Source organism: Nocardia sp. CC227C (assembly GCF_030767025.1).
Lineage (GTDB): Bacteria > Actinomycetota > Actinomycetes > Mycobacteriales > Mycobacteriaceae > Nocardia.
This window is the reverse complement of sequence record NZ_JASITE010000004.1, coordinates 306,449-330,989: the sequence shown is the minus strand read 5'-3', so window position 1 is coordinate 330,989 and position 24,541 is coordinate 306,449. Positions and strand designations below refer to the sequence as shown.

The following is a 24,541-nucleotide window of genomic DNA, read 5'->3' as shown; positions in this document are numbered from 1 at the left end:
GTCCACGGATTCACCTTGTGCCGCAGTGATATCCGCGCCCGGGGAGGCCGCGCTGGTGCTATGCGACGGCCGAGGAAAGCTTCCCGCTGTATAACGTGCCGCCACATAGTGGCACGATATTTGGTGTGACAAAGGAGCGCGCGACCCACACTTCCCGCTCCTGGGAAAAGCCTGTTGCGGATATCACCCGTCGATTCGGTCAGCGCGTCGGAAGCCGCCGCTCACGTAGCACGATCGTGAGCGGCTCCCTCATCGCAGACAGCGGAGGCGCGCGGCCGTCCCGGCGGCGCTGACCGAGCCGAATGTGCTGGGATGCGGGCGATTACGCGCCGTCCGGTGATCCGAACCAGTGCGTGAGCGCCGCGCGCAGCGTGTTCGCGGCGGTGGCGGCGGGTTCGTCGATCGCCGCCACCCAGGCCAGATGGCCGTCCGGACGGATCAGCAGGGCGTCGGCGGGCTGGTCTTCGGCTTTCCCGCTGCGGATCTCCGCGACATCACCCCACTCCTGAGCGATCGCGCGCAACTCCGGCCGGTCGGCGAGTTCGAGGAATACCGGCCGCGCGTTGTGCATGAGTTCGGCGACACTGGTGACGCCGGCTTCGGTGTGCAGGGTGAGATCGGGTGCGAAGGTCCCGGCCAGCGGGTGTTCGATGCCCGGCATCGGATAGCGAATGTCGCTGTGGCCGACCAGTTCACCCATCCGGCGCAGCGCCGGCTCGTCGCGCAGCAACTCCTGCATGAGCTGGCGCAGCGCTTCGTCGGCGTCGTCGCGGCCGCGACGCAGCGCCACCTGCGCCCGGGTCTGCAGCCGGGCCCGGCCACCGGCCATGTGCCGCTCGTGGTGGTAGCTGTCCACCAGACCTTCCGGTGCCCGGCCCCGCACGGCCGCCGCCAGTTTCCAGCCCAGGTTCACCGCATCGAGCATCCCGACATTGAGCGCCGTGCCGGTGGCGGGCAGCAGGTGTGCCGCATCGCCGGCCAGCAGAATCCGGCCGTGGCGATACCGCTCCGCCTGCCGATCCTTGAAAGTGAAGCGCGAGAGCCGCTTCGGGTCCGTCATCGGGAGGTCGACGCCGAGCACCCGGCGCACACTGTCGCTCAGCTCGGCCAGGGTCGGCGGCTCCTCGTCGTCGTATTCGGTGGTCTCGTTCTCGGTGGCCATCAGGCTCGTCGTCCCCGATTCGGGGTCGATCGCGAACGCGAACACGCCCCGTTCGTTGCGGGTGAAGCCCGCGGCGACCCGGCCCAACCCGGGCACCTCGATATCGCCGTTGTCGAGCACGGTGACCGCGTCGCCCAACCGGACCTGTCCCAGCCGATTGACCTCGGGATAGGTGGTGCCCGGGAACGGAATTCCGGCCAGATCACGGATCCTGCTGCGGCCGCCGTCGCAACCGACCAGGTAGCCGGCGCGAAGCTGGTACATCCCTTCCGGACCGCGGACCGCCGCGGTGACCTCGGCCGCGTCCTGGGTCACGTCGAGCACCTCGTGCCCACGGCGAATCTCGGCACCCAGTTCGCGAGCGCGTTCGTCGAGTAGCCGCTCGATGACGTGCTGCGGGATCGGCATCGCGCGCATCGGCGGATCGGCGAGCTGCGTGAAGTCCAGTTGCAGCGTGCCGAACGGGAACCGGGGCGCGATATTCGGGTCGCTGCTGGCAGCTTCGAAGCGCTCCAGCAGCCCGCGGTAGCGCAGCAGGTCCAGGATTCGCCCGCCGATTCCGCTGGCCTTCTGGGTTTCCCGGGGCACCAGATGCTTCTCCAGCACCAAGGGGCGCACGCCGGCCAAGCTCAGTTCGGTGGCCAGGGTCAGCCCGGCCGGACCGGCACCCACGATGATCACGTCATAATCCGGCATTCGGACAAGTCCCTCTTTCCACAGGCGTTGGCGTAGCCGGGCAATTCTGCGGCATGAGCCGGGTCTTGCCGCAAGCCCCCGGGCACGCTATACCTTGAGAAGGGCAAACGATCGGGCGGCCGGGAAGATCATTTCTCCGAACCTTTCCGAGTGGTGTTCTCGGATGGCTCGAGCACCACTTTGCCGACGACAGTGCCGGATTCGGCGAGTCGCATTGCCTCGGCCACCTCCGACAGCGGGAATCGAGCAGCCACCCGGGTCCGTATCCGGCCCGTGACGGCCAGGTCGAAGACACGGCCGAGATCCTCCCGCAGCCGTGCTCGATACCGCGCGATGTTCCTGTGGCCCTGCCAGAGGTTGAAGAAGTGCGCCTTCCTGTTGTTGGGCAACGCATTCCACCACAGCAGCCGGGCGAACAGCTTCAGCACCGGAAGCCGGGAGTTGCCCCGGTCGTCCTTGGTCGACGCGGTGCCGTAGGCCACCAGCGTGCCGCCCGGTGCCAGCAGCCGGAACGAATCGACGATGCCGGGCCCGCCCACGTGGTCGAAGACCGCGTCGACACCTCCGGGAGCCACCGCGCGGACCTGCGCGGGGATATCGCCGCGATAGTCGACCCAGTGCGCGCCCAGTGCGCGCACCGCCTCGGCATGGCGTTCGGACGCGGTGCCGACCACGGTGATTCCGGCCGCCCGCGCCAGCTGGACCAGGGTGGAGCCGACCCCGCCGTTGGCGCCGTGCACCAGAATCGTTTGTCCACTTCGAGTTTCGGCGACCCGGTGCAGCATCCGCCAGGCGGTGACCCCGTTGACGATGAGTGTTTCCGCCGTGGCGGCGTCGAGGCCGTCGGGCACCGGAACCAGGTCGGCGGCGTCGAGCAGGATGTGGCTGCGCCATCCGCCGACCTTCGTCAGCGCCGCGACGCGCCGGCCGAGCAGGGCGGGTGCCACCCCCTCGCCGACAGCGACGATCTCACCGACGAGGTCGTAGCCCGGCACGAACGGGAACGGCGGCTGGTCGAAATACTTTCCGCGACGCATCTGCTGCTCGGCAAAGGAAATACCCGTGGCCTGCACGCGAACCAGCGTCTGACCGGTGCCGGGAGCCGAGAGCTGACGTGTGACCAGCTTAAGACCGTCCGGTTCGACTCGACCGGGCAGGACGACCTCCTCGGTGGTGACCGTCCGTGTGGTTTCGGGATTCATGGGCTCTTCCTCCTGCGGTGTGTGACTGGTCAATCACTCTGAGTGAATGGGAGAAGCTCGAGTTCGCAGAGTCGTCGAGCGGCTAGTTCTGGTGGCGGGTGCCGGGCCTGTTGGGATGGCGGATCCCGGCGGAGAGGATCTCCGCCCAGGTGCCCTGGTGGTCGTCGATGTCCAGCGTCGTGATGAGGTGGCAGAGTTGTCCGAAGGCGATGAACCGCTGGACCTGTTCGTCTTCGGCGCCCGAGCGCGCCTTGGCGAGTTCGGTGACTCGCGCGAGCCCCCGGCGCATGGCGTCGGCGATTTCGGGGACCTCGGCGACCGACTGCGCGTGGACCTGGAGCATCAGCAGCTTGTTGTCCGCAATGAGGTCGGCGTAGGCGCCGCCCATCCGGTACAGGATCTCCTCCGGAGCGTGGCCCGCGGATGTCGCGGCCGCGGCGGCCAGGGCCTGCTCCACCAGTTCGAAACACCGATCCAGCGCCGCGACGAACAGTGCGATCTTGCCGGGAAACAGCTTGAACACATAAGCGGGGGAAATCCCGGCCCGGGTCGCGACGTCGGCGATGGGCGTGCCGTGGTAGCCGGCACGCGCGAACTCCTCGATCGCCGCGTCGACAACAGCCGCACGCCGCATCTCGGCTGTGGAGAGAGTGGCTCGCCTGGTCATGTGAGTGACTGTACACTCACTCTTGGTCGCTGTCACTCCCGCTGTGTCCACCGGGTGATCGACAACGCCGGTCGTGCGCTCGGAGTACTCCGGTCAGGGGCCCTCCGGCGCGATCGGGAGATCGGCGCAGGGCTGACGGTATTCGATGTCCACGGAAACCCATTCGCGCCAGGCTTTTCGGCTCATATTCTCGGACAGCTTGCCGCAGAGTTCCGCCGGGACGGATTCGAACACCGGCCATTCGCGGACGATCCCCTCGATATCGGTCGCCACGAAGGCATTGCCTTCCGGGCGGAAGGCAAGGACGTTCGACAGCGAGTCGAGGATGTAGCGGGAGCTACCTTGGGAACTGCCCCTGGCGCTGCCCGTTTCGGCGTCCCAGAGCCGAGCGGCTCCATCCTGGTCGACCGTAACCAGCCACTTGCCGTTCGGGCTGAACGCGGCGTTCACCACGCCGCCGCGATGGCCGGACATCGGTCCGGCAACGGTCTCACCGGTCTCCACCTGCCAGATCCATACCCTGCCATCGCTCCCACCGGTGGCAACGCGCTCACCGTCCGCGCTGATGGCGAGCGTGCCCAGTGGGGCCTCCGGGGTGATCGGCTGTCCCCGACCGCGACCGCTCTCGGCATCCCAGATTCGGATGAGGGCGTCGCCATCGGCGGTGGCGAGCCATCGGCCACCGGGACTGAGATATGCCCTAGACGGGGCTCACCATCCACATGTTCGCCTTCGGAAGACTGTCGCCCTTGATCGAGTCGCAGTCGGAGTCCAGCCGTATGCCACCGACGGTGCCGCTCGGTCCGTCCGCGGAGGAGAACGCACTCCAGCACTTGAGGGCGCCGCGTCCGAAGTTGCGCTGGTGGATCACGCCCCGATCCGAGTACCCCTGGACGTGGACATATCGCCACTCCTGATTGCCGAGCCTGGTGTCGCGGCAGTCGACGGTCCGGAAGGTCACGCCGTTATCGGTCTCGTACAACAGGCAGGTGCGGGTCGCCGGGTTCCCGAGACGGGTCGAACTCGTGCCGTCGAGCGCCGTCCAGGTCTGGTCGGCGCTGACCGGTGTCGTGCACGGCTTCAGCCCCACCTGGTCGCCCACCACGCTCACGCATGCGTCGGCGACACCCACACTCGCGATACGGAAACTCTGCTGGGAGGCCGGCCAATCCGCCGCCGCCGGACCGGCCGTCACCATCCCGCCGAGCATGATCGCCCCGGCAGCGGACGCCACCACCCAGCGCCGCGTGAGCCTACGAACCGAGCGCACCATGAACAACCTCCAACCCTCGTCGACGGGCAAGCCACTTCCAGAGCATTCGATGCACACCCCACCCCGGGATGGGAACCGGAATCGACACGATCGCGCCGCCCGCCGCGGATAGAACGTGTTCCCTGAGGACGCCGATGTGAAGCCCGCCCGGGGCGCGGATCGTGTTCCGGGGCGAGCTAGCCGGTGCGGCGCAGGGGAAGGCTTCGCCGCGCGGTGCCGAGCGCCGAGCATGTCGTGGTGGATGTTCCTACACCGACATCGGATGCGATGTGTAGATTCCACTAGGTGTTGACCATCAGCCGACTTGTCGCCGACCCCGCCCTGGGATTGCGGGTGGTGACACCGGAACTCGCCGAGGCGCTGGTGGCGGAGATCCACTGGTTGCACACCACGGAGTTGCCGGATCCGTCGCCGTACGTGCGGTCCGGGGAACTGGTTTTGACCAATGGGCTGTGGCTGCCGCACGTTTCGGCGGAGCGGTTCGTGGCGGCGGTGGCTCGGGCGGGCGCGGCCGGACTGGTGTTCGGGCTGACGGCGCAGACCCCGGAGCTGCCCGAAGGGCTTGCCGCGCTGTGTCTTTCACACGGTCTGCCGCTCGCCGAACTGTGTATCGGGGTGCCGTTCGCGGCGCTCACCCGCGCCGCCGCCCGCATCCAGAACGAGGTGTTGCAGACCGAGTTGACCGCCACCGTCCACCGCGGTGACGCGCTCGCGACCGCTCTGTCCCGGGGCGGCGGCGCCGCGAGCGTGCTCGAAATCCTGCGTGGGGAAACGGAATTGCCGCTGCTGGTGGTGGACCGCAAGGGTCGTCTGCTGGCGAGCATCGGCTGTGAGCCGACCGACGAGCAGGTGCGGCTGGCCGCCGCCGCGCTCCATCGCACGCCACCGCCGATCGAGGTGGAGCTGGGGACCGGATCGGCGGCGCTGTACCTCGTGGCGGGCGCGATGGGGGAGATCGACGCCGGACTGTACTGCCTGGAACCGGCCGCCACGCTGGCCGCGGCCGACCGGGAGGCGCTGGCGCAGGCGGCCCGCTTTCTCAGCCTGGAGGTCACCAAACAGCAGGCCGTGCACGCCATCGAGGCGCGGTTCGCCGCCGAGCTGTTGGAGATGATTCTCTCCGGACCGCGCAGCGGCGGTGAGGTGATCCGGCGGTTGCGCGCCTACGGGATTCCGCCGGACCGGCGGTTGGGGGTGCTGGTCGCGGCGCCGACCGCGGCCGACGCCCCGCCCGATGACATCGCGCACGCGGTCGGCGCGGTCTTCGCCACCCACGGGATACCCGTGTTCACCGCGGCGGGCAGCCGGGATGTGGTGTCCATCTTTCTCTGGGAGCGCTCGGCCGACGAATTGGCGCGCTTCGCCCGCGAGTTGGGGGCCGAGGTCGGCAGGCGTACGTCCGGCGAACGTGTGGTGATCGGCGTCGGCGACATAGCCGCGGCCGGTGCGCTGCGGGAATCGCTGGTGCGCGCCCGGGAGGTGTGCCAGGTGCTGCGGACGCGACCCGGCCCCGTCACCGCAACATTCGCCGATGTCGCGACCTTCCGGATGCTGCTGGGCCTGCTCGACGATCAAGTGCGGCAACGGTTCTCGGAGCAGGTGCTGGGCGTGATCCGCGAGCACGACGCCCGGGCCCACACCGAACTCGAACACACCCTGCGCATCTTCCTCGCCCATGACGGACAGTGGGCGGTCACGGCTGCCGCCCTGCACGTCCACGTCAACACCCTGCGCAACCGCATGGCCCGAATCACCGAGCTGACCGGCCGCTCGGTGGGCCGCCTCGAGGACACCGTCGACCTGTACCTGGCCCTGGCGGCGGAATCGCCGGACCCCGCCACCGGCGCGGTCACTCGCTGACCGGCCGCGAGCGGTCACGGGGTCGTAGGTCGCGTCGGTGCGCCGGGCCGGACCCCGCCGTGCGCGCGGTACCGCGCGGCTGGCGCCGAATGCTCGGTTCGGGTCGCGCCCGTCGGATGTCGTCGGTGCCTGACACCGGACGCCCGCCAGGCGAACACTCCCTCGCCAGGGTGGCGCCGTGCACACATCGCCCACCACGCGGCCGGGCCATCTCGGTGGCGGCTCACGTCAGCGTGGATAGACGTCCGCGTCCACGTCGTAGATCGGCAGCGGACGGCTCGGGGTGCCGGTGTCCGCCCGCGCCCACGCCGCCACATCCCGGCAGCGGGCGAAGGTGACGTCGCCGCACTCCAGGGCGTAGGTGATCAGGTTGCGCAGGGCGAGCATGCGGCCGGGGCGGCCGGTGAGGAACGGATGCATGCACACGTTGAACAGGCAGCCGTAGTGGCGCATGCCGTCGAGTTCGGCCCGCCACATCCGCTCGACCTTGACCGGCGATTCGATGACCGAGCCGATGCGGGGTGCGGGCAGGTACGCGTACTGCTCCCAGTCGTCCAGCGACCAGTGCACCGGCAGTTCCACCACCGCACCGTCCACCAGGTACGGCCGGTCGTCTCCCATCAGCGAGGAGTCGTAGGCCAGGCCGTACTCCGCTATCAGGGACAGGGTTTCGCGGGTGGCGCTCCACAGCGCGGCGCGATGCCCGGCGATCTCGATGCCCTGGGCCGCGAAAACGTCCAGGGCACGCGTGAAGTCGGCGCGTTCGGCGCCGGCGGGCAGCGAGGTGGGCGGCCGGTGGCTGTAGGAGTGGTGTGCGACCTCGTGTCCGCGCTCGACGATCGAGGCGGCCAGCTTCGGCCGCTGCTCGGCGACCCAGCCGGGTACGAAGAAGGTCGCGGGAACGCCCATCTCGTCGAGCAGGTCGAGAATGCGCGGCACGCCCACATCCGGTCCGTACGCCTGATGCGACATCACCATGGGCTGCTCGGCGTAGTGCCGGCCTTCGGCGAGGACGGGCGTTTCCGCGTCCACGTCGAAGGTCAGCGTCGCCACCGCGGCCGCGCCGCGGGTCCAGGTCCGTTCGCTCATTCGCCGGATCGTTCGCGCCAGGCGGCGGCGCAGTCCAGGGTTGCCATGGGGTGCAGCATCTCACGGTCGAACGGTGCGAGCGCGGCCCCGGTCTCGACCCGGCGCGGCAGGTCCGGATTGGCCAGCGCGCCGGTACCCAGCGAGAGCACGTCGGCGTGCGCGCCGGTCAGCACGGCGGCGGCCTGCGGCAGCTGGTGCATTCCGCCGTTGGCGATGACCGGGCGGCCGGATACCTCGCGGGCCAGCTTGGTGACGGTGGTGCCGCTCGGGAGGGTCGCGGTCTCCAGGAAGTCGCGGCCCTCGCTGGCGATGTGCAGGTAACTGGCCTCGGTCAGGGCCGCGAAGATGGTTCGCGCGTCGGCCTCGCCGCCCGGCCAGCGATAGGTGAAGTCGTTGACCTTGGTCTGCGACAGCCGCACGCCGACCGGGAAGTCGTCCAAGGCATTTCGTATCTCGTGCAGAACCCGAGCGGTGAGTCTGATGCGGTTGCCCACCGTTCCGCCGTATTCGTCGGTGCGTCGATTGGTGTAGTCGGTGAGGAACTGATCGAGCAGATAGCCGTTCGCCCCGTGGATCTCGACACCGTCGAATCCGGCGGCACGGGCATTCTCGGCCGCGGCGACGAAACCCGCGACGGCGGTGTCGATGTCGGCGGCGGTCATCTCGCGGGGCGCGCTCCACGGTCCGCCCGCGCCGCCGTAGTCGACCATCATCTGCCCGCGCGGCCGCACCGCGGACGGTCCGATGGTCTCGAAGCCGTACGCATTGCCCTGCGAGATGGCCCCGGCGTGCATCAGCTGCGCCACGATGGGGGCTCCGGCCGCGTGCACCGCGTCCACCACCCGCCGCCAGCCCGCGACGTGCGCCGCGGTGACCAGGCCCGGCTGATTGAAATAGCTCTGGCTGTGCGTGGCGTCGGAGTAGATGCCCTCGGTGATGATCAGGCCGAATCCGCCGACCGCGTACGCACGGTAGTAGTCGGCCATCTGTTCGGTGGGTGTGCCGTCGGGGGTGGCCGATATCCGGCTCATCGGTGCGACCGCGAATCGATTGCGCAGCGCAAGGGTGTCGAGCGTGTACGGCTCCAGTGCGGGGTGGGTCAGTTCGGTGCTGGTCATCGGTGGTTCTCCTCGGTGGGCAGGGTGTGCGATGGAAGGATGGTCAGGGCCAAGGGGGTCGGTGCGGCCCCGTTGATGGCGTTGTGGTCCTGCGGGCAGGCGGAAACGACTATCAGGCAGTCCATTTCGGCACGGAAGGTGATCGCGTCGCCGGGTGCGGTCGCGGCGGCGAGCCAGCTCAGGCTGTCGTCCGCGGCGACCGGAATGCGCATGAACACATTGATCGGCTGCGGAATGAACGGCGGCGCATCGTATCCCAGTTCGGTCAGCGCCCGGCACAGGTTCTCCGCGCAGCTGGCGTGATCCAGATCGCCGTATGCCGCATAGCGTTCCGGGTCGCACGCGGCGATCAGCATGTCGTGCATGCCCGGCGAGGTGTCGGCCAGGTAGGTGAGGATGGGCCGCCGCCGGTTGGTCACGAAGCTCTGGCCGAGTGCCGGAAACAGCCGCTCGGTGTGCGTGCGGGTGTGCGAGGCGCTGTGGTGTTCGGTGAGGTCGTGGCGGTTGTAGGCGAACACATCGCCTACCTGGCCGCCGTCGACGTCGGTGATCCGCAGTCCCGCTCCGGCGCGCAGCGTCACCGCGCGGCCCTGCCCGGCCGGGATGGTGACCGGCTCCGGATAACTCAATGTTGTCATGAGTGCCAGTCAACCGAACGATCACGCTCGGCGAAATGGATGAATACACACTCCTGATCGCCTGTCATGGATGTTCATACATGACGAGTGGGGAATGGTGATCGGTAGCGTCGTCCCCATGACAACCGCCATCGCCATGGCCCGGGCTCTCGCGGCGGGCGAACCGATCGCGCCGCGGCTGACCGCGGCAGCCATCGACCGCGCGCGGCAGCCGGATTCGGCCGCGACCCTGATCGCCGTCACCGCCGAGCGCGCCCGATACCAGGCCGAGGCCGCCCAACGCCGTCGGCTGCGCGGTGCCCGGCGCGGCGCGCTCGACGGGGTCCCGATCGTCTGGAAGGACGTCTTCGACATCCAGGGCACCGTCACCACCCTCGGGTCGGCCAGCCACCTGCACGACGAACCCGCCGTCGTGGACAGCCGCCTCGTGCGGCGCGCGCACGACAGCGGGCTGGTCACCGTCGGCAAGGCCAACCTCAGCGAATTCGCCTTCTCCGGTCTCGGGATCAACCGCTGTTTCGGCACCCCGATCAACCCGGTCGATCCGGAGCGGATCCCGGGCGGATCGTCGAGTGGCTCGGCGGTGGCGGTGGCACGCGGCATCGTGCCGCTCGCGGTCGGCACCGACACCTCGGGTTCGGTGCGGGTGCCCGCCGCCTACTGCGGCATCGTCGGCTACCGCGCCAGTCCGGGGCGCTACGGCGCGCACGACTTCGCGCCCCTGTCCGGGACCCTCGACAGTGTGGGGCTGTTCGCGACCACGGTGGCCGACATTCGCGCTCTCGACCGGATATTCGCCCCCGCGCGAGCGGCGGCCGATCCCGCGCCGGGCCCGCGCTACGTCGTGCCCGCGGGGGAATGGACCGAGGACGTGGCCCCCGAGATCGCCGCCGCCTTCACCGCCTCCGCCGATGAACTCCGTCGTGCCGGAGCCGATATTCGCATCGATGACGTGGCCTCGCTGACGGCCGCCCAGCGGTTGCTGGACCGCTACGGCACCATTGTCGGCGCGGAGGCGTACCGGGAGCACGGCCACCGCCTCGACTCCGCCATGCCGATCGAGCCGGCCACCCGCCGCAGACTCGAAAGCAACGCGCACACAGCGCATTCCATCGAACCCGTGTACGCGGCGATGGCCGGACTGCGTGAGCGGTTCGTGGCCGAACTCGACGGCGCGATCCTGCTGTGCCCCACCGTGCGCCACCCGCCGCCGCGCCTGGCCGAACTCGGTGACCCGGCAGCGTACGACCGCGCCAACGCCAGCACGCTGCGCACCACCATGGCGCTCAGCTATCTGGGCAGCTGTGGAATCACGCTGCCGGTACGGGGGTCGGCGTCGGGACCGGCGAGCGGACTGCTGCTGTCGTCGCCGTCCGGGGGTGATGACGGTCTGTTGGCGCGCGCGGAATGGGTGCGGCGTCGACTGGCCGGGGCGGCGGTCGGCTAGGTCGGCGTCGCACCGGGCGGCGATCGGCGCGCACCGGCCGATAGTGCACCGGGAGTCGGCCCCCGCCGCCGAACCCCCGTCGCCGAACTCAGACCGCCGAACTCAGACCGCGGCCGGGGCCGGGACGGGCAGGGTGCGCGCCCATTCGCGCGCCATGTCCTTGGCCCGCACCCCGGTCGAGGCGTCGTGGCGGCCGTGCTCGCCGATCTGGGTCGCCCCGCACGCGGTCAACTTCTCGGCCGCGATCTCGCCGCCGCGGTTGTAGGTGTCGCCGTACACGGTGTCGCCGAGTCCGAAGACCGCGAAGCGCAGCCCGGTGAGGTCGGGTGTGGTGGCGTCGAGTCGGTCGAAGAAGGGTTCCGCGCCGGTGGGCAGGTCGCCGTCGCCGTAGGTGGAGCAGACGATGACGTGGAAGTCGTCGGCGGTCAGGTCGCCGGGGTCGAAGTCGGTCATGTCGTAGACCGAGACGTCGTACGCCGACAGTTCATCGGCGACGCACTCCGCGACCGCCTCGGACGTGCCCATTTCGGAACCGAACAGAATGACGACGCGCACCGACGTCTCCCTTCTCGATTAAGTAAGCCTAGCCTAGGCTAACTTAGTCGATGGGGGTCTTCCGGCGACGCAGCAGGAAGGGCAGACTCGCCAGCCCCACCGGAATGAGCAGCACCAGGATCGAATCCCGGAAGGCGGAGACGAACACCGTCCCGGCCAGGCTCTCCGAGGACTCGCGGACCGCCGTCGCCACCTGCTCGCGCAGCGCCGAATCGCCCTGCTGTTGCGTCGATTCGGAATGATCGCAGCCCGCCGGAGTGCGCTCCGGCGTCGGCGACTGGAGTTGCAGCGTCGCACACCGGGAGAACTCGTCGGCAATGGTGGGCGCGAAGGGCGTCACCGCCGTCAGCCGCTGCTGGAGTTGGTCCCGCTCGGTGCTTACCGCGGCCGGCGCGCCGGTGGCGACGGAGTGGAAGAACAGAATGCCGATCAGCGCCACCCCCAGTGAATTCCCGACCTGCTGCGCCGTGGGCACCAGCCCGGACGCCGAATCGATCGACCGCGGCGGCACCGCCGCCACGACCGCGATCTGCAATCGGGCCGCCGCCACCCCGACGCCGAAGCCGCCGAGCAGCAGCGGAACCAGCAGCACCGGCCACGACAGCCCGGCCGGGGACGGATCCAGGGCCAGCAGCCAGCCCACCAGCAGCACCCCGAACAGCACGCATCCCACGCCGACCATCCGATTGCCCAGTGCCCGCGCGAATTTCGGTGCGATCAAGGCCCCGGCCACCGCTCCGGCCGAGAAGGGCAGGGTGGTCACACCGGTGCGCAGCGCCGTATACCCGAGCCCGAACTGGAGGGATACCGACATGGTGAACAGGTAGGCCGCGAACACCCCGTACACCACCAGACAGGCCACGATCCAGTAGGCGAAGCGCGCCGAGACGAACAGTCCCGGATCGACCAGCGGCGAACCACCCCGGGCGGCCGTCCGGCGTTCGTGGCCGACGAAGGCCGCCAGCACCGCCACCGATGCCGCCAGCATGACGAGGATCGGTGTCGACCAACTGTGTTCGCGGCCGATCGACAGGCCGTAGACCAGCAGGAAGAGGCCGATCGCCGCCAGTATCGCACCGCCGACGTCCACGGTGCAGCGCTCGGAGGCCACCGAGCCGCGCAGTTGCCGGGCGGCCAGCACCAGCGCCACCGCGCCGGGAATCAGATTCACCAGGAAGATCGACCGCCAGGACAGGTCGAGCGGATTCGCGCCCAGCAGCAGCCCGCCGGCCAGCGGTCCGAGCATGGCCGCCGTACCCGCGGTCGCGCCGTAGAGCGCGAAGGCCAGATTGCGGCGGCCGGTATCGGCGAACCGCGCGCTGATGATCGCGATGGGCTGGGCGGAGACCGCCCCGGCGGCCGCGCCCTGGAGCACGCGCGCCGCGATGAGCGTGAGCGGGGTGGGTGCGATGCCGCAGAGCACCGACGCCCCCACGAAGACCGCGAGCGCCGCGGTGAAGAAGCCGCCGCGCCCCCACCGCATCCCCAGCCGCGCGCTCGGCAGCAGCGAGCAGGCCAGCGCGACGGTGTAACCCGTGAGCATCAGCGAGGATTCGGCCGAACTCGCGCCGAGTTCGCGCACGATATCCGGAATCGCGACCGTCACGATGGTCGCGTCCAGCATCTGCATGAACACGGCGATGAAGACGGCCGTCACCGCGAGCCAGGCCGAGGAGTGCGCCGCGGGGGCGGCGGCGTCCCGCGATACGCGCAGTGCGCTCATGGGCTGCCCCTACGCGACATCGAGTGAGAGCGGGGCGGTCTCGGAGTGCGTGATCGACTCCATGACCTCGGTCAGCGCATCGCAGTAGCGGGTCATCGAGCGGGCGGCGATATCGGTCTCCGGGAACAGCGACGCCATCCAGATCATGTCGTGCGTGCGCTGCACCCAGGAGTACACCTCCTCGGAGGTGCCGCGGCTGCCGAAGAAGGAGAAGTTGAGCGCGGTGAACAGCTCCGCCCCCGGCAGCTTGCGCATATCCAGGAACGACAGCATCGGGGCGACCCAACCGCGCTCGACCTCGAATCCCGCTTGGGATTCCAGCAATTCGACGACCCGGTGCAGTGACACCTCGGACAGGCAGCGGCCGTCGGTGAAGGCGGCATCGGCGCGGCGGGCGGTATCGACGAAGCTCTCGGCGGGATCGAAGTCGAAGGCGATCGGGATCAGGCTCGCGTACCAGCCCACCGATCGGCGTTCGGCCGCGCTGACCCGGGTGTTCTTCGGCGACAGTGTGAAATACCGGGTACGACCGGACAATTCGTATTCGGCGCGGGCCGCGGCGGCGAAGATGCCGGACACCAGGCGCACACCCGCCCGCCCGCATTCGGCCTCGAAGCGGTCGGCCGCACCGCCCGACAGCAGTACCCGGCGGTCCGAGGCGGCCGACGCCGACTCCCGCGTACCGGGTTCGCGCAGCGGCAGCGGGAAGCTGGGCAGCCTGCCGCCATTGGCCATGATCCGATCGGCCCAGGCCACGATCTGCGGGGAGCGTGCGTCCAGCGCCGCCGCCCGGGACCGCTCCCGGCCGCAGTGTTCGCGGTAGCTCGCCGCGGGCACGGCGTCCAGGTGCTGCACACCGCCGGTGTCGTAGTAGAGCTGGACGAGTTCACCGCTGATGATCCCGCCGGAGACGGCATCGCAGTTGATGTGATCGGAGGCGACGACGAAGGTGAACGAGGTGCCGTGGTCGATCACCGCGAAGGTGAAGCAGTCCCAGCTGGTCGGCCCCGGGGTCAGCCGCTGGAGAATGCGGCTCACCAGCGGGCCGTCGATCTCACCCCAGGAATCGGCGGTGAGCTCGATGTCGCCGGGCTCCAGCACGCGGCGCTGAATGCCGAAATCGCCGTCGATTTCGAACCAGCTGTGGAAGGAGTCGTGCCGGCGCACGATCGTGGTCGCGGCGCGGACCAGCGCCGGAATATCGGGAGCGCCGTCGAGGGTGAAGGCGCACAGCACCAGCCGATCGAATCGGCGACCCGACCGTTTCGCGGTGCGCGCCATTTCCAGGTACGCGTCCTGCTGGAAGGACGGCGGGGTGGCGTCGGTGCGGGCGCGGAATGCCGCCGCCCGCGAGGTTTCGCTGGGACGGATGACGGTCAACTGGCCGCCTTTCGGCCGCCAATCGTCGATGAGTCCGCTCTGCATCATGGCAAGGAATCCTCTGAAATGGTGGAAGTCGAATTCAGGACGCGATTTTCAACAGCGATCCGATGGGCGGCCGCTGTTGCGCGTGCAGGTCGAATTCGCGGGGTACGAATCCGTCCACACCGAGTGGGAACTGGACGATGCCGGCACCGGAATCGGGGAGGCCGCAGCGTCCGAGCGCGGTCGCGACGATCTGCCGGCTCATGACGCCGAGTTCGTGCAGGGGCCGGTTGCGGTGCTTGCGCACGCCCAGGTCGACCTGCCCGATGCCCTCCGCGCCGTACTGGTCGAAGATGTCGATCAGCAGGCCGATCTCGACGCCGTAGTGCGGCGCGAAGGCCAGCCGCTCGAGCGCCTGCCGGGTGGCGGCGTACTCCCCGCCCAGCGGCTGCACCACGTGGCGCAGCCCCGGGCGCAGCGCGGCCAGCAGCGGGCGGGCCACGAGTTCGGTGACCCGGCCACCGCCGGATTCGTCGAACGACTCGCCCACCAGCAGCGGTCGGCGGTAGTAGCCCTTGGAGAAGACCAGCGCCGGGTCGAGCAGCAGCGGGCCGATGAGCTTGGGGACGAATTGCGGATCGGGATCGATGAGATCGGAATCCATGAACATCACAATGTCGCCGGAGGCGACGGCGAGGGAGCGCCACAGCACCTCCCCCTTCCCCGGGACGGGGGGATGGTCGGGCAGTACCGATTCCCGGCTGACCACGGTGGCGCCGGCTTCGGCGGCGACGCGCATGGTGGCATCGGTGGACCCGGAGTCCATGACGATCAACTCGTCGACCAGGCCGATCGGCAGGCGCCGCACGGCCCGGACCACCTCACCCACGGTGGCTTCCTCGTTCAGTGCGGGAAGCACTACGGAGACGGTCCGCCCGTCCTTGGCGGCGATCAGGTCGCGCGCCGTCCACTCCGGGTTTGCCCAGGTGCGGATGCCCTCATCAGATTTCGCGAACAGACCGGTCATGTCGACCACCTCTTCTGGTGCTCGGAATGCGTTGACACTGCGAATCGCGGCGTTGCGATGAGGAGAAGCTACAACGCCGCTGAGCGACTGACCAGATTTAGGTAATAGGTTTCAGGAGGCAGTAACCGAGCATTAACTTATTTAGGGGTAGACCTCGCAAAACAGGCATGCTCGGAATCCAATTCGGTGATCTGCCTCGCATTTCTGCAATTTAGTGACGGGCGTCGCTGTGGCGCAAGTATTTTTCGTCAGGTAATTCCGATGTTTTTCAGCATAACGCGTGAATTGCTTATTGTGCTAAATGGAGCGTCAGCGCCTTCCCGATATTAACTGAAAGATTGCTGAGCCGAATCGAAAGAGACCGCCTCTGACGTCACGTCCCGGCGCGCTACGGCGCGCGACCCGGCGCTCCCGGCCGACACCTGCGTTCCGGGTGGGTCGCGATTCCCCCTTGTGGCGCGCCCGTTATCGAAATGTAACGTGGAGAGAGGACCGAGACGCCGAGGCAAGGAGTCCTGACACCTTGGAAGATGTATTGCGGCCGCTCATAGTCTTCGGCGGCACCCTCGCCGTCAGCATCATGGCCGGACTGTTGATCGACCGGATCCTGCGGTACAGCGCGAACCGGCACCCCGGTTCGGGCGCGGCCACGCTGCTGCGCCGGATACAGCTGCCACTGCAGGCGTTACTGGCCAGTGCCGGACTGCATTTCACGTACCCGCTCGCGGAACTGGAACTGCGGCAGGACGCGGTGATCCGCAACGTGCTCGCCACCCTGGCCATCCTCGCCACCGCGTGGCTGGCCATGCGCGCCGCCGACACCGTGGCCGGGAACACTCTCGACAAGTACGCCAACCGGACCGCCGACACCGCGCGGGTGCGGCGGCTGCACACCCAGCTCGGCATGGTGCGCCGGATCGTCACCACGGTGCTGGTGGTGACGACGGCCGCGGTGGCCATGCTGATCCTGTTCCCCAACCTGCGCACCCTCGGCACGTCGCTGCTGGCGTCGGCCGGTGTCATCGGCATCATCGCCGGTGTGGCGGCACAGTCCACGCTCGGCAATCTCATGGCCGGATTGCAGATCGCGTTCGGCGATTCGGTGAAGATCGGTGACACCGTCGTGGTCGAGGGCGAATGGGGCACCGTCGAGGAGATCACCCTGGCCTTCCTCACCGTGCGCATCTGGGACGACCGCCGCCTCACCATGCCCATCTCGTACTTCAACAGCAAGCCCTACGAGAACTGGTCCAAGGGCGGCCCGCAGATCACCGGCACCGTCTTCCTGTACCTGGACCACAGCACCCCGGTACCGGAACTGCGCCAGCACCTGTACGACTTCCTGCGTGGCCGCGAGGACTGGGACGGCCGCAAGTGGAACCTGCTGGTCACCGACAGCACCCCGACCGCCATCGTGGTCCGTGCCTCCATGTCGGCCCGCAATGCCGACGACGTGTGGGATCTGCGCTGCGCGGTGCGCGAGGAACTGCTCGGCTGGCTCGCCCGCTACCACCCGTACGCCCTCCCGAAGATCCCGACCGCCATGGTGGCCGGAACGCCCGCCATGGCGGAATAGCGGACGGCGCGGCGAACCTCCGGCCATCGCGCCGATCGGCGTGGGCGCGGCCTCACCGCCTGGCGTTCACGGTCGGGACAGCTGGCTTTACAGACGGTCACGCGGATGCCATGTGCGTGTCATCACACCGGCAAACTCCCGGGCGCACACTGGGTCCCGCGCACCGCTCGTCGCTCGGAGGTCCCGATGTTCGAATCCTGCCGTTCCCCACACGAATCCGCCCATCTGCTGCGCGTGCGCTACGGATTTCCCGTGGAGCTGTTCGCCGATCGGCCCTACCTCACGGTGGGGCGGGCGGTGGAGGCCATCGGGCTGCCGCAGCGGCTGGGCCGTCACGTACGAGATCAATTGGCGGGATTGCCCGCCACACCCGCGGTGGCCGACCCGCGCGGGCGGAACTGGTGGTTCCTCGTAGCCCCGCCGACGCCGTATCACGCTGTGCCGCAGCGGCTTCTCGGTCGGCTGCGGGCGCACGGCGTGAACGTGCCCGATACCGGCGGCAAGGTGATGCTGCCGGTATCGGACTATCGGCTCGGTTGGCACTGGGCCTGTGAGCCCGAGCCCGGCCGACTGTCGCTGCCGCATCGGGCGGCGGTGCTGACCGCGGTGCGTTCGGCCATTCTGCGCGGAGCCGACCATGTTCCCGCGTGAACGCGCCGTCGCGGTCGCGGCCCGGGTACCGCTGCCGAGGTGGCAGGAGCTGCTGGCCGCGTTCGGCGCGGCCGCTGCGGACCGAACGGATGGCCATCCGCTGCTCGACGCCGCCGCGGCGCTGGCCGATCTGCATCGGCTGCGCCGCACCCAGCCCGGCCACGCCGCCGAAATCGACTGCCGTCGTGCCGAATTGGTTGCCACCATCGACGGCTGGGTGAGCGCGGAGCCGCTGTCGCGACGCCCGCGCCCGGATTCGGTCGGCGGGTTCGTCGACCGGATGGCCGCCGCCCACGCGCACGCCGATCGGCTGCTGCACTCCGAGATCGACATCGCCGACGACCGGGTGCACGCCGCCTGGCACCGACTGGCCGCCCTCGCCGACGCCTGGACCGATCTGACCGGGCACGGCACCGTCGCACGCCGGTGAGGGCCGCGCAGCGCGAATCCCCGCAGCCATGAGGGGATTGCGGGGATTCGTGCTGCGCGCGGGTCTGTACATCCCGGCTCGGCGACACGGACCGGATCGAGCGCACCGACCGCGGGCACCGGCGGAACCGGATGGTGCGACCGAGCCCTGCTCGGTGCCCGCCGGTTCAGTCCTTGACCAGCAGGGGCGTGGTCGGCTCCGCCTTGTCCCCGGCATCCTCGCCCGCCTCCTCCGGAGCGGGCGCCCGGCTCGGGAGCAGGATCGCCGTGACGATGACGAGCACCGACACGGCCGCGGAGACGGCGAAGGCCAAGCGCATGCCGTCGAGTTGGGCGGTCACCGGTTCGGCGCCGGTCTCGATGAGCTGGGTCGCCCGCGCGGACATGACGGTCACCACCAGGGCGGTGCCGAAGGCCGCCGCGACCTGCTGGAGCGTGCCCAGCATCGAGCTGCCGTGCGAGTACAGGTGCGGCGGCAGCGCGCCCAGGCCCAGCGTGAACACCGGGGTGAACAGGCCCGCGAGCGAGATCATCAGCAGGATGTGCAGCGCCAGCAGCTGCCAGTACGGCATGGACATGGAGATCCGGGTGAAACCGGCCAGCGCCACGGTGACGCCGATGGCGCCGGGAATCACCAGCGGCCGTCCGCCGAAGCGGTCGAACAGACGGCCGACGGTCGGACCGAGCAGACCCATGGCCAGGCCGCCGGGCATGACCAGCAGTCCCGTCTCCAGCGGTGACAGGTGGCGCAGGTTCTGCAGGTACAGCGGCAGCAGGATCATCGAGCCGAGCATGGCCAGGAAGGCCACCGACATGAGGACCAGTGCCTTGGTGTAGGTGCCCGACAACAGGATTCGCAGATCCAGCAGCGGCGCCCCGGAACGCTGCAGGCGCAGCTGCCGGAACGCGAACACCGCGATGAGCGCCAGTCCGGCGGCGACGGTCAGAGCCGGAACCGCGACATGGTCGGTCTCGAACTTGCTCAGGCCGTACACCAGCCCGCCGAAGCCGAAGGCCGCGAATGCCACACTGAACCAGTCGATATCGCCGGTCTGCGGCTCCCCGATGTTTTCCAGGCGGCGCAGGCCCAGCCAGGTGACCGCACCGGCGATCGGCAGCACCAGCACGAAAAGCCAACGCCACGAACCGACCTGGAGCACCAGCCCGGAGACGACCGGACCCATGGCGGGAGCCACCGAGATGGCGAGGGTGACATTGCCCATCACCCGGCCGCGGTCCTGTTCGGGCACCACCGTCATGAGCGTGGTCATCAGCAGCGGCATCATGACCGCGGTGCCACCGGCCTGGATGACGCGGCCCAGCAGCAGCACCGCGAAGGTCGGCGCGACGGCGGAGAGCGCGGTGCCCGCGAGGAACACGCCCATGGCGATGGCGTACGCCTGCCGGGTGCTCACCCGTTGCAGGAACCAGCCCGTCACGGGGATGACCGCCGCCATGGTGAGCATGAACGCGGTGGACACCCACTGCGCCGCGCGCTCGGTGACATCGAGATCGTGCATGAGGCGCGGAATCGCGTTGATCATGATGGTCTCGTTCAGGATCACCACGAAGGTCGCGAGCACCAGCAGCCGGATGACCGTCGGCGTCTTTCCGTTCGTCGGGGCCGATCCGCGCGACGGCGGTGCGGATATGTCGGCGGGCATACGGATACCTCCGGGCGTTCGTGAGCGGAAGACGGTGCGGCCGGATGTCGAGGTGATGTCGTCCGGGCGCTACACCTGAGCAGACGAGAACAGTCGGCACAACTCATCGGCCGGGCGTCAGTATTCCTGCCTACGCCGCGACGATTCATCCGATTATTCGCGCCCTCGGCCCCGGGGGCGCCGTGAAATTCCCTGATTACCAGGTGTTTTCGCGAACCGATCCGGCGCTGTGACCCTGCTCACGCCGCTGTGGAATTTCAGGCGGACGGGGTTGCCGACAGGAAATCCACCACTGCCTCGAAGGCGTCGTCCACGCGGGCGCGATCCCCGGTGGTGATCAGGTCCAGTTGCAGTCCGCGCACCTGGGCCAGGATCAGGGTCGCGGTCCGGGCGACGCTCTCCGGCGGCCAGCCGTACCGCTCCAGTTGGCGTTCGATCACCGTCAGCCAGTCGGTGACGAGCCGGGCATCGGGATGGTTCGGCGTGCGCGCGGCGGTGGCGACCAGCTCGAAGAGGACGAGGAACTGCCGCTGCTCGCGCGGCTGGCACAGATGCCGCCACGCCGCCCGCAGCAGGTCGACCGCCGACTCGACGCGCAGGATCTCCGCGGAGAGGATGCGCTGTTCGAAATCGGCGCGGATATGTTCGAGCACCTCCGCCAGCAGGGCGTCCTTGGTGGCGAAGTGCCGGATGAGGGTGGCGTGGCTGACGCCGAGGGCTTGCGCGGCCCGGCGCAGCGTGAGGTCGCGCACGCCGTTGTCGAGGACGTACTCGGTGGCGGCGGCGAGCAGTTCCGGGCGGCGATGTCGAAACCGCAGTGCCCGGCCGTCGATCCTCTTCTCGGTCATCGCGGGCAGCTTATCGGTATCGGCCATGAGGAAATTTTACCGTTCCAAGTGGTTACGTAACCGGTTGGTACGCCTACTATCGGTGGGGAGGCCCGGGAAGGAGACGAGTATGCGATTCGAGGAGTACCGCGCCCACGACGCGGTCGGCCTGGCGGAACTGGTCGAGCGGGGGGAGGTGCACCCGACCGACCTGCTGGAGCTGGCGCTGGACCGCTGTGCCGCGATCGACCCGGTGATCAACGCCGTGAGCCTGCTGATGGAACGCAATGGCCGACAGCTCGCCGCGGGACCGCTCGGCGGCACGCTGGCCGGGGTGCCGTTCCTGATCAAGGATCTCGGGCAGGACTACGCCGGATACCCCACCTCCGGCGGCACCGGACCACTGCGCCGAGTCACCGCCCGACGGCACAGCACGGTCGTACAGCGCTGGCTCGACGCCGGTCTCGTCATCTTCGGCAAGACCACCACCTCGGAATTCGGCAGCAAGGCGGTCGTGGAGACCCGCACCTTCGGGTCCACCCGCAATCCTTGGGACCCCACCCGCACCCCCGGCGGTTCATCCGGCGGCTCGGCGGCGGCGGTCGCGGCGGGCATCGTCCCGGTGGCCGGGGCCAGCGACGGCGGCGGTTCGATCCGCATTCCCGCCGCCTGCACCGGATTGTTCGGCCTCAAGGCGGGTCGCGGGCTCATCTCCAGCGGACCGCTCTACGGAGACCTGCTGTTCGGCGCGGTCACCGATGGCGTCGTGGCGCGCAGCGTCCGCGATTCGGCGGTCATGCTCGACATCCTGAGTCGGCCCGATCGCGGCGCGCCGTACACGGTGGCCCGCCCGGATCGGCCCTATCGCGACGCCGTCGCCGAACCGCCGCGTCGGCTGCGCATCGGCTACACCTGCGAATCACCCACGGGCTCACCGGTGGACGCCGAGGCCCTGCGAGCGGTGGCGGACGCCGCGCGCCTGCTGGAGGGCCTCGGGCACACCGTCGAACCCGCCGCGCCCGCGATCGACGGCACGCGGATGGCCATGGATTTCATGACCGCCTGGACCGCCATGGCCGCCGCGGAGCTGGCGGTCGCCTGCGAGGTGAGCGGGGCGTCGCCGACGGAGTTCGATATCGACACCCAGGTGCTCGCCGCCGTCGGCCGTGCGGTGACCGGCCCGGAACTCATGGCGGCGCACGCGCGCTGGAACACCTACACCCGCGCGCTCGCCGACTTCCACGACACCTACGACCTGCTGCTCACCCCAACCCTCGCCACGCCGCCGCTGCGGATCGGGCAGCATCGCACGCCCGCGCTCGCCGACACCGTGCTGCCGCCGCTGTTGCGCCTCGGCGCGGGAAAGCTGCTCTCCCGCACCGATTTCTACGTCGATCTGGTGACCTCTAACCTGTCGGCGGTGCCGTTCACACAACTGGCCAACATCACCGGCCGCCCCGCCATGAGCGTGCCGACGCACTGGACGGAAACCGGCGTGCCGCTGGGCGTCCAGTTCGTCGGACCCACGGGAGCCGAGTACCTGCTGCTGCAACTGGCGGCCGAAATCGAAACCGCCCGACCGTGGTTCGACCGGCATCCGGACAACCTCGGCGTCGTGACCGCCGCCGACTAGCCGCGCCTCAACGCCGCCGGACCGGATCCTCGCGTTCGAGATCGGGAACCACGGTGTGCGGGAAGACGTATCGGCGCATGGCCCACCAGCGGAACACCGTGGCGAGCAGGGTGCCGATAATCGAGGCGCTGATGAAATCGGCGATGTTCTCCACCAGCAGGGAGACGTGCGGGGTGCGCAGTTGGAAGACATAGCTGGACACCGCCAGCGGCAGCTGGTTGATCACCATGCCGATTCCGGCCACCAGGAAGAACAGCGCCGCCTCGTGGCGGCGCTCCCGGCCGCCCCGCGCGGTGAAGGCCCATTCGCGGTTGAGGATGTAGGACAGCACCGTGGCGAGCAGGACCGCGATCACATTCGCGGTGACCGGCTTCTCCTGTAGGACGGTCCACTTCAGGCCGAAGAAGAGCACGACCGTGGTGACGAAGGCGATCGCGCCGACGGACAGGAACTTCAGCAGTTCCGCGTGGCGAACCAACAGCGACAGCATTCGGCTCGGCACGCGTGCGACGACAGCCTGGACCAGGAACACGCCGCCAGGCTAGCCGACGACCGCGGGGGTCGCGCGGCCGATGCCGGTCCGCCGGGGGCTCGGCCGGATTCGGGAGTCGAATCGGCCCGAGACGACAGCGCGGTAATGAAACACGTTCTAGACAGAATTGGCAATCTGTCTTACCGTCGATTCATGAGTTCAATGGCGTCTCAGGCGGTCCGGTTCGAGCTGATGTCGGGAGCGAGCTGGCGCGATCCCTGGCCGATGTACACCGCGCTGCGGGACCGCGATCCCGTGCACCGGGTGCTTCCGGCGGGACGTGAGTCGGAGGACTTCTACGTGCTCTCGCGCCACGCCGACGTGTACGCGGCGGCCCGCGATCCGCAGACCTACTCTTCCGCCTCCGGGCTGACCGTGGACTATCTGAACCTCGAGGCCGCGGGCATACCGATCAAGCCGTTCGTCTTCATGGATCCACCCGAGCACACCGACTTCCGACGGCGGGTCGCGGGCGGATTCACACCGCGCCAGGTCAATTCGGTGGAACCCGCGGTGCGGGCCTTCGTGGTGGAACGGATCGAGCGACTGCGGGCGGCCGGGTCCGGAGACATTGTCGCGGAACTGTTCAAACCACTGCCGACCATGGTGGTCGCCCACTATCTCGGTGTGCCGGAGGCGGATCGGGAGAAGTTCGACGAATGGACCCACGCCATCGTCGGCGGTGCGGTGGACGGCGCGAAGCTCGCCGCCGGTGCGGAAATGCCCTCGGCGCTGGGCGAAATGGTGGGCTACTTCGCCGAACTCATCGCTCGCCGCCGCGGCCGGCCCGAGGACGACACCATCTCGCACCTGCTGGCCTCCGGGCTGGGGGCGGACGGGGACGACGAAGGCGTCCTCGCGATTCTCGGCTTCGCCTTCACCATGATCACCGGTGGCAACGACACCACCACGGGCAATCTCGGCGGGGCCGTCCAACTGCTGCACCGGTATCCGGAGCAGCGCGCCCGGCTCGCGGCGAATCCGGAGCTGATTCCGGACGCGGTGGAGGAATTCCTCCGGATGACCTCGCCCGTACAGGGTCTGGCGCGGACCGCCACCCGGGACGTCGAACTGCACGGCACCACCATCCCGGCCGGGCGCAAGGTGCTGCTGCTCTACGCGTCCGCCAATCGGGACGAGCGCGAATTCGGACCCACCGCGGGCGAACTCGACATCCGTCGCCAGCCCAAGCGCATCCTGACCTTCAGCCACGGCCACCATCACTGCCTCGGCGCGGCCGCCGCGCGCATGCAGGCCCGGGTCGCGCTCGAGGAGCTGCTGGCGCGCTGCCCGGAGTTCGGCGTCGACCTGGACGGGGTGCGGTGGTCGGACGGCAACTACGTGCGCTGGCCGGTCAGTGTGCCGTTCCGGGCCGTGTGACCGGACGGTGCCGATGAGCGATCGCAT

The 24,541-nt window shown here is 69.1% G+C and carries 22 protein-coding genes and 1 pseudogene; 7 read left to right on the top strand and 16 right to left on the bottom strand.

Annotated features, from left to right (window positions below):
• Positions 1 to 322 precede the first annotated feature (322 nt).
• The 6 genes and pseudogenes from QMO76_RS10100 to QMO76_RS10080 form a co-directional block, all read right to left on the bottom strand.
• Positions 323 to 1,858, bottom strand: coding sequence for an FAD-dependent monooxygenase (locus tag QMO76_RS10100; RefSeq protein ID WP_306360938.1), 1,536 nt, complete (start codon positions 1,856 to 1,858; stop codon positions 323 to 325).
• A gap of 128 nt (positions 1,859 to 1,986) precedes the next feature.
• Positions 1,987 to 3,060, bottom strand: a complete 1,074-nt coding sequence (locus QMO76_RS10095) for a medium chain dehydrogenase/reductase family protein (protein ID WP_306360937.1) — start codon at positions 3,058 to 3,060, stop codon at positions 1,987 to 1,989.
• Between the two features lie 82 nt (positions 3,061 to 3,142).
• Entirely contained in the window at positions 3,143 to 3,727 is a 585-nt protein-coding gene (locus QMO76_RS10090) for a TetR/AcrR family transcriptional regulator (protein ID WP_306360936.1), read from the bottom strand.
• Between the two features lie 93 nt (positions 3,728 to 3,820).
• Entirely contained in the window at positions 3,821 to 4,231 is a 411-nt protein-coding gene (locus QMO76_RS10085) for a WD40 repeat domain-containing protein (RefSeq protein ID WP_306360935.1), read from the bottom strand.
• Positions 4,232 to 4,240: 9 nt separating this feature from the next.
• A pseudogene (locus QMO76_RS35330) lies at positions 4,241 to 4,417 on the bottom strand (hypothetical protein); the annotation flags it as partial.
• 10 nt (positions 4,418 to 4,427) lie between these two features.
• Positions 4,428 to 5,000: a hypothetical protein gene (locus tag QMO76_RS10080; RefSeq protein ID WP_306360934.1), complete on the bottom strand. Its 573-nt coding sequence runs from the start codon at positions 4,998 to 5,000 to the stop codon at positions 4,428 to 4,430.
• 285 nt (positions 5,001 to 5,285) lie between these two features.
• On the opposite strand from QMO76_RS10080, the gene QMO76_RS10075 reads away from it, so the two are divergent.
• Entirely contained in the window at positions 5,286 to 6,860 is a 1,575-nt protein-coding gene (locus QMO76_RS10075; RefSeq protein ID WP_306360933.1) for a PucR family transcriptional regulator ligand-binding domain-containing protein, read from the top strand.
• Between the two features lie 228 nt (positions 6,861 to 7,088).
• Here the strand turns inward: QMO76_RS10075 and QMO76_RS10070 are convergent, their stop codons facing one another.
• Genes QMO76_RS10070 through QMO76_RS10060 form a run of 3 tightly spaced genes read right to left on the bottom strand, consistent with a single transcriptional unit; the run spans position 7,089 to position 9,705 of the window.
• Complete coding sequence (locus QMO76_RS10070) at positions 7,089 to 7,949, bottom strand: polysaccharide deacetylase (RefSeq protein ID WP_306360932.1); 861 nt, start codon at positions 7,947 to 7,949, stop codon at positions 7,089 to 7,091.
• Positions 7,946 to 9,067 (bottom strand): NADH:flavin oxidoreductase, encoded by a 1,122-nt coding sequence (locus QMO76_RS10065; protein ID WP_306360931.1) that lies wholly within the window; start codon positions 9,065 to 9,067, stop codon positions 7,946 to 7,948. The genes QMO76_RS10070 and QMO76_RS10065 overlap by 4 nt, the downstream gene beginning before the upstream one ends.
• Positions 9,064 to 9,705: an urea carboxylase-associated family protein gene (locus QMO76_RS10060; RefSeq protein ID WP_306360930.1), complete on the bottom strand. Its 642-nt coding sequence runs from the start codon at positions 9,703 to 9,705 to the stop codon at positions 9,064 to 9,066. Before QMO76_RS10060 ends, QMO76_RS10065 begins: the two co-directional genes overlap by 4 nt.
• A 118-nt stretch (positions 9,706 to 9,823) precedes the next feature.
• Between QMO76_RS10060 and QMO76_RS10055 the strand changes: the two genes are divergently transcribed.
• Entirely contained in the window at positions 9,824 to 11,152 is a 1,329-nt protein-coding gene (locus tag QMO76_RS10055) for an amidase family protein (protein ID WP_306360929.1), read from the top strand.
• A 102-nt stretch (positions 11,153 to 11,254) separates the two neighbouring features.
• Here the strand turns inward: QMO76_RS10055 and QMO76_RS10050 are convergent, their stop codons facing one another.
• The 4 genes from QMO76_RS10050 to QMO76_RS10035 are packed head-to-tail and all read right to left on the bottom strand — an operon-like array spanning position 11,255 to position 15,822.
• On the bottom strand, positions 11,255 to 11,707 hold the full coding sequence (locus QMO76_RS10050) for a flavodoxin domain-containing protein (protein WP_306360928.1): 453 nt from the start codon (positions 11,705 to 11,707) through the stop codon (positions 11,255 to 11,257).
• A gap of 43 nt (positions 11,708 to 11,750) precedes the next feature.
• Positions 11,751 to 13,430, bottom strand: coding sequence for an MFS transporter (locus QMO76_RS10045; protein ID WP_306360927.1), 1,680 nt, complete (start codon positions 13,428 to 13,430; stop codon positions 11,751 to 11,753).
• Between the two features lie 9 nt (positions 13,431 to 13,439).
• Entirely contained in the window at positions 13,440 to 14,858 is a 1,419-nt protein-coding gene (locus tag QMO76_RS10040) for a condensation domain-containing protein (RefSeq protein ID WP_306360926.1), read from the bottom strand.
• A gap of 34 nt (positions 14,859 to 14,892) precedes the next feature.
• The gene (locus QMO76_RS10035) at positions 14,893 to 15,822 is read right to left on the bottom strand and encodes a glucosyl-3-phosphoglycerate synthase (RefSeq protein WP_306360925.1); all 930 of its coding nucleotides are present in this window, start codon (positions 15,820 to 15,822) and stop codon (positions 14,893 to 14,895) included.
• Positions 15,823 to 16,345: 523 nt separating this feature from the next.
• Here QMO76_RS10035 and QMO76_RS10030 point away from each other — a divergent pair.
• From QMO76_RS10030 to QMO76_RS10020, 3 genes are all read left to right on the top strand, one after another.
• Positions 16,346 to 17,398, top strand: coding sequence for a mechanosensitive ion channel family protein (locus QMO76_RS10030; protein WP_306360924.1), 1,053 nt, complete (start codon positions 16,346 to 16,348; stop codon positions 17,396 to 17,398).
• A 186-nt stretch (positions 17,399 to 17,584) separates the two neighbouring features.
• A complete protein-coding gene (locus QMO76_RS10025; RefSeq protein ID WP_306360923.1) occupies positions 17,585 to 18,049 on the top strand; it encodes a hypothetical protein in 465 nt (154 codons plus the stop codon).
• The gene (locus QMO76_RS10020) at positions 18,036 to 18,479 is read left to right on the top strand and encodes a DUF4254 domain-containing protein (protein WP_306360922.1); all 444 of its coding nucleotides are present in this window, start codon (positions 18,036 to 18,038) and stop codon (positions 18,477 to 18,479) included. Before QMO76_RS10025 ends, QMO76_RS10020 begins: the two co-directional genes overlap by 14 nt.
• A 166-nt stretch (positions 18,480 to 18,645) precedes the next feature.
• On the opposite strand, the gene QMO76_RS10015 is transcribed toward QMO76_RS10020, so the two are convergent.
• Complete coding sequence (locus tag QMO76_RS10015; RefSeq protein ID WP_306360921.1) at positions 18,646 to 20,142, bottom strand: MDR family MFS transporter; 1,497 nt, start codon at positions 20,140 to 20,142, stop codon at positions 18,646 to 18,648.
• A 257-nt stretch (positions 20,143 to 20,399) separates the two neighbouring features.
• Complete coding sequence (locus QMO76_RS10010; RefSeq protein ID WP_306360920.1) at positions 20,400 to 21,017, bottom strand: TetR/AcrR family transcriptional regulator; 618 nt, start codon at positions 21,015 to 21,017, stop codon at positions 20,400 to 20,402.
• A gap of 82 nt (positions 21,018 to 21,099) precedes the next feature.
• On the opposite strand from QMO76_RS10010, the gene QMO76_RS10005 reads away from it, so the two are divergent.
• On the top strand, positions 21,100 to 22,602 hold the full coding sequence (locus tag QMO76_RS10005) for an amidase (protein WP_306360919.1): 1,503 nt from the start codon (positions 21,100 to 21,102) through the stop codon (positions 22,600 to 22,602).
• A 7-nt stretch (positions 22,603 to 22,609) separates the two neighbouring features.
• Here the strand turns inward: QMO76_RS10005 and QMO76_RS10000 are convergent, their stop codons facing one another.
• Positions 22,610 to 23,134 carry a GtrA family protein gene (locus QMO76_RS10000; RefSeq protein ID WP_306360918.1) on the bottom strand — a complete coding sequence of 175 codons (525 nt, stop codon included), beginning with the start codon at positions 23,132 to 23,134 and terminating at the stop codon, positions 22,610 to 22,612.
• A gap of 153 nt (positions 23,135 to 23,287) precedes the next feature.
• Between QMO76_RS10000 and QMO76_RS09995 the strand changes: the two genes are divergently transcribed.
• Positions 23,288 to 24,514, top strand: coding sequence for a cytochrome P450 (locus QMO76_RS09995; RefSeq protein WP_306360917.1), 1,227 nt, complete (start codon positions 23,288 to 23,290; stop codon positions 24,512 to 24,514).
• The last annotated feature ends 27 nt before the right edge of the window (positions 24,515 to 24,541 follow it).

Coding starts and splice junctions, on each gene's coding strand:
- QMO76_RS10100 (WP_306360938.1), bottom strand. CDS start 1,858: ATGCCGGATTATGACGTGATCATCGTGGGTGCCGGTCCGGCCGGGCTG.
- QMO76_RS10095 (WP_306360937.1), bottom strand. CDS start 3,060: ATGAATCCCGAAACCACACGGACGGTCACCACCGAGGAGGTCGTCCTG.
- QMO76_RS10090 (WP_306360936.1), bottom strand. CDS start 3,727: ATGACCAGGCGAGCCACTCTCTCCACAGCCGAGATGCGGCGTGCGGCT.
- QMO76_RS10080 (WP_306360934.1), bottom strand. CDS start 5,000: ATGGTGCGCTCGGTTCGTAGGCTCACGCGGCGCTGGGTGGTGGCGTCC.
- QMO76_RS10070 (WP_306360932.1), bottom strand. CDS start 7,949: ATGAGCGAACGGACCTGGACCCGCGGCGCGGCCGCGGTGGCGACGCTG.
- QMO76_RS10065 (WP_306360931.1), bottom strand. CDS start 9,067: ATGACCAGCACCGAACTGACCCACCCCGCACTGGAGCCGTACACGCTC.
- QMO76_RS10060 (WP_306360930.1), bottom strand. CDS start 9,705: ATGACAACATTGAGTTATCCGGAGCCGGTCACCATCCCGGCCGGGCAG.
- QMO76_RS10055 (WP_306360929.1), top strand. CDS start 9,824: ATGACAACCGCCATCGCCATGGCCCGGGCTCTCGCGGCGGGCGAACCG.
- QMO76_RS10045 (WP_306360927.1), bottom strand. CDS start 13,430: ATGAGCGCACTGCGCGTATCGCGGGACGCCGCCGCCCCCGCGGCGCAC.
- QMO76_RS10040 (WP_306360926.1), bottom strand. CDS start 14,858: ATGATGCAGAGCGGACTCATCGACGATTGGCGGCCGAAAGGCGGCCAG.
- QMO76_RS10035 (WP_306360925.1), bottom strand. CDS start 15,822: ATGACCGGTCTGTTCGCGAAATCTGATGAGGGCATCCGCACCTGGGCA.
- QMO76_RS10025 (WP_306360923.1), top strand. CDS start 17,585: ATGTTCGAATCCTGCCGTTCCCCACACGAATCCGCCCATCTGCTGCGC.
- QMO76_RS10020 (WP_306360922.1), top strand. CDS start 18,036: ATGTTCCCGCGTGAACGCGCCGTCGCGGTCGCGGCCCGGGTACCGCTG.
- QMO76_RS10015 (WP_306360921.1), bottom strand. CDS start 20,142: ATGCCCGCCGACATATCCGCACCGCCGTCGCGCGGATCGGCCCCGACG.
- QMO76_RS10010 (WP_306360920.1), bottom strand. CDS start 21,017: ATGGCCGATACCGATAAGCTGCCCGCGATGACCGAGAAGAGGATCGAC.
- QMO76_RS10005 (WP_306360919.1), top strand. CDS start 21,100: ATGCGATTCGAGGAGTACCGCGCCCACGACGCGGTCGGCCTGGCGGAA.
- QMO76_RS09995 (WP_306360917.1), top strand. CDS start 23,288: ATGAGTTCAATGGCGTCTCAGGCGGTCCGGTTCGAGCTGATGTCGGGA.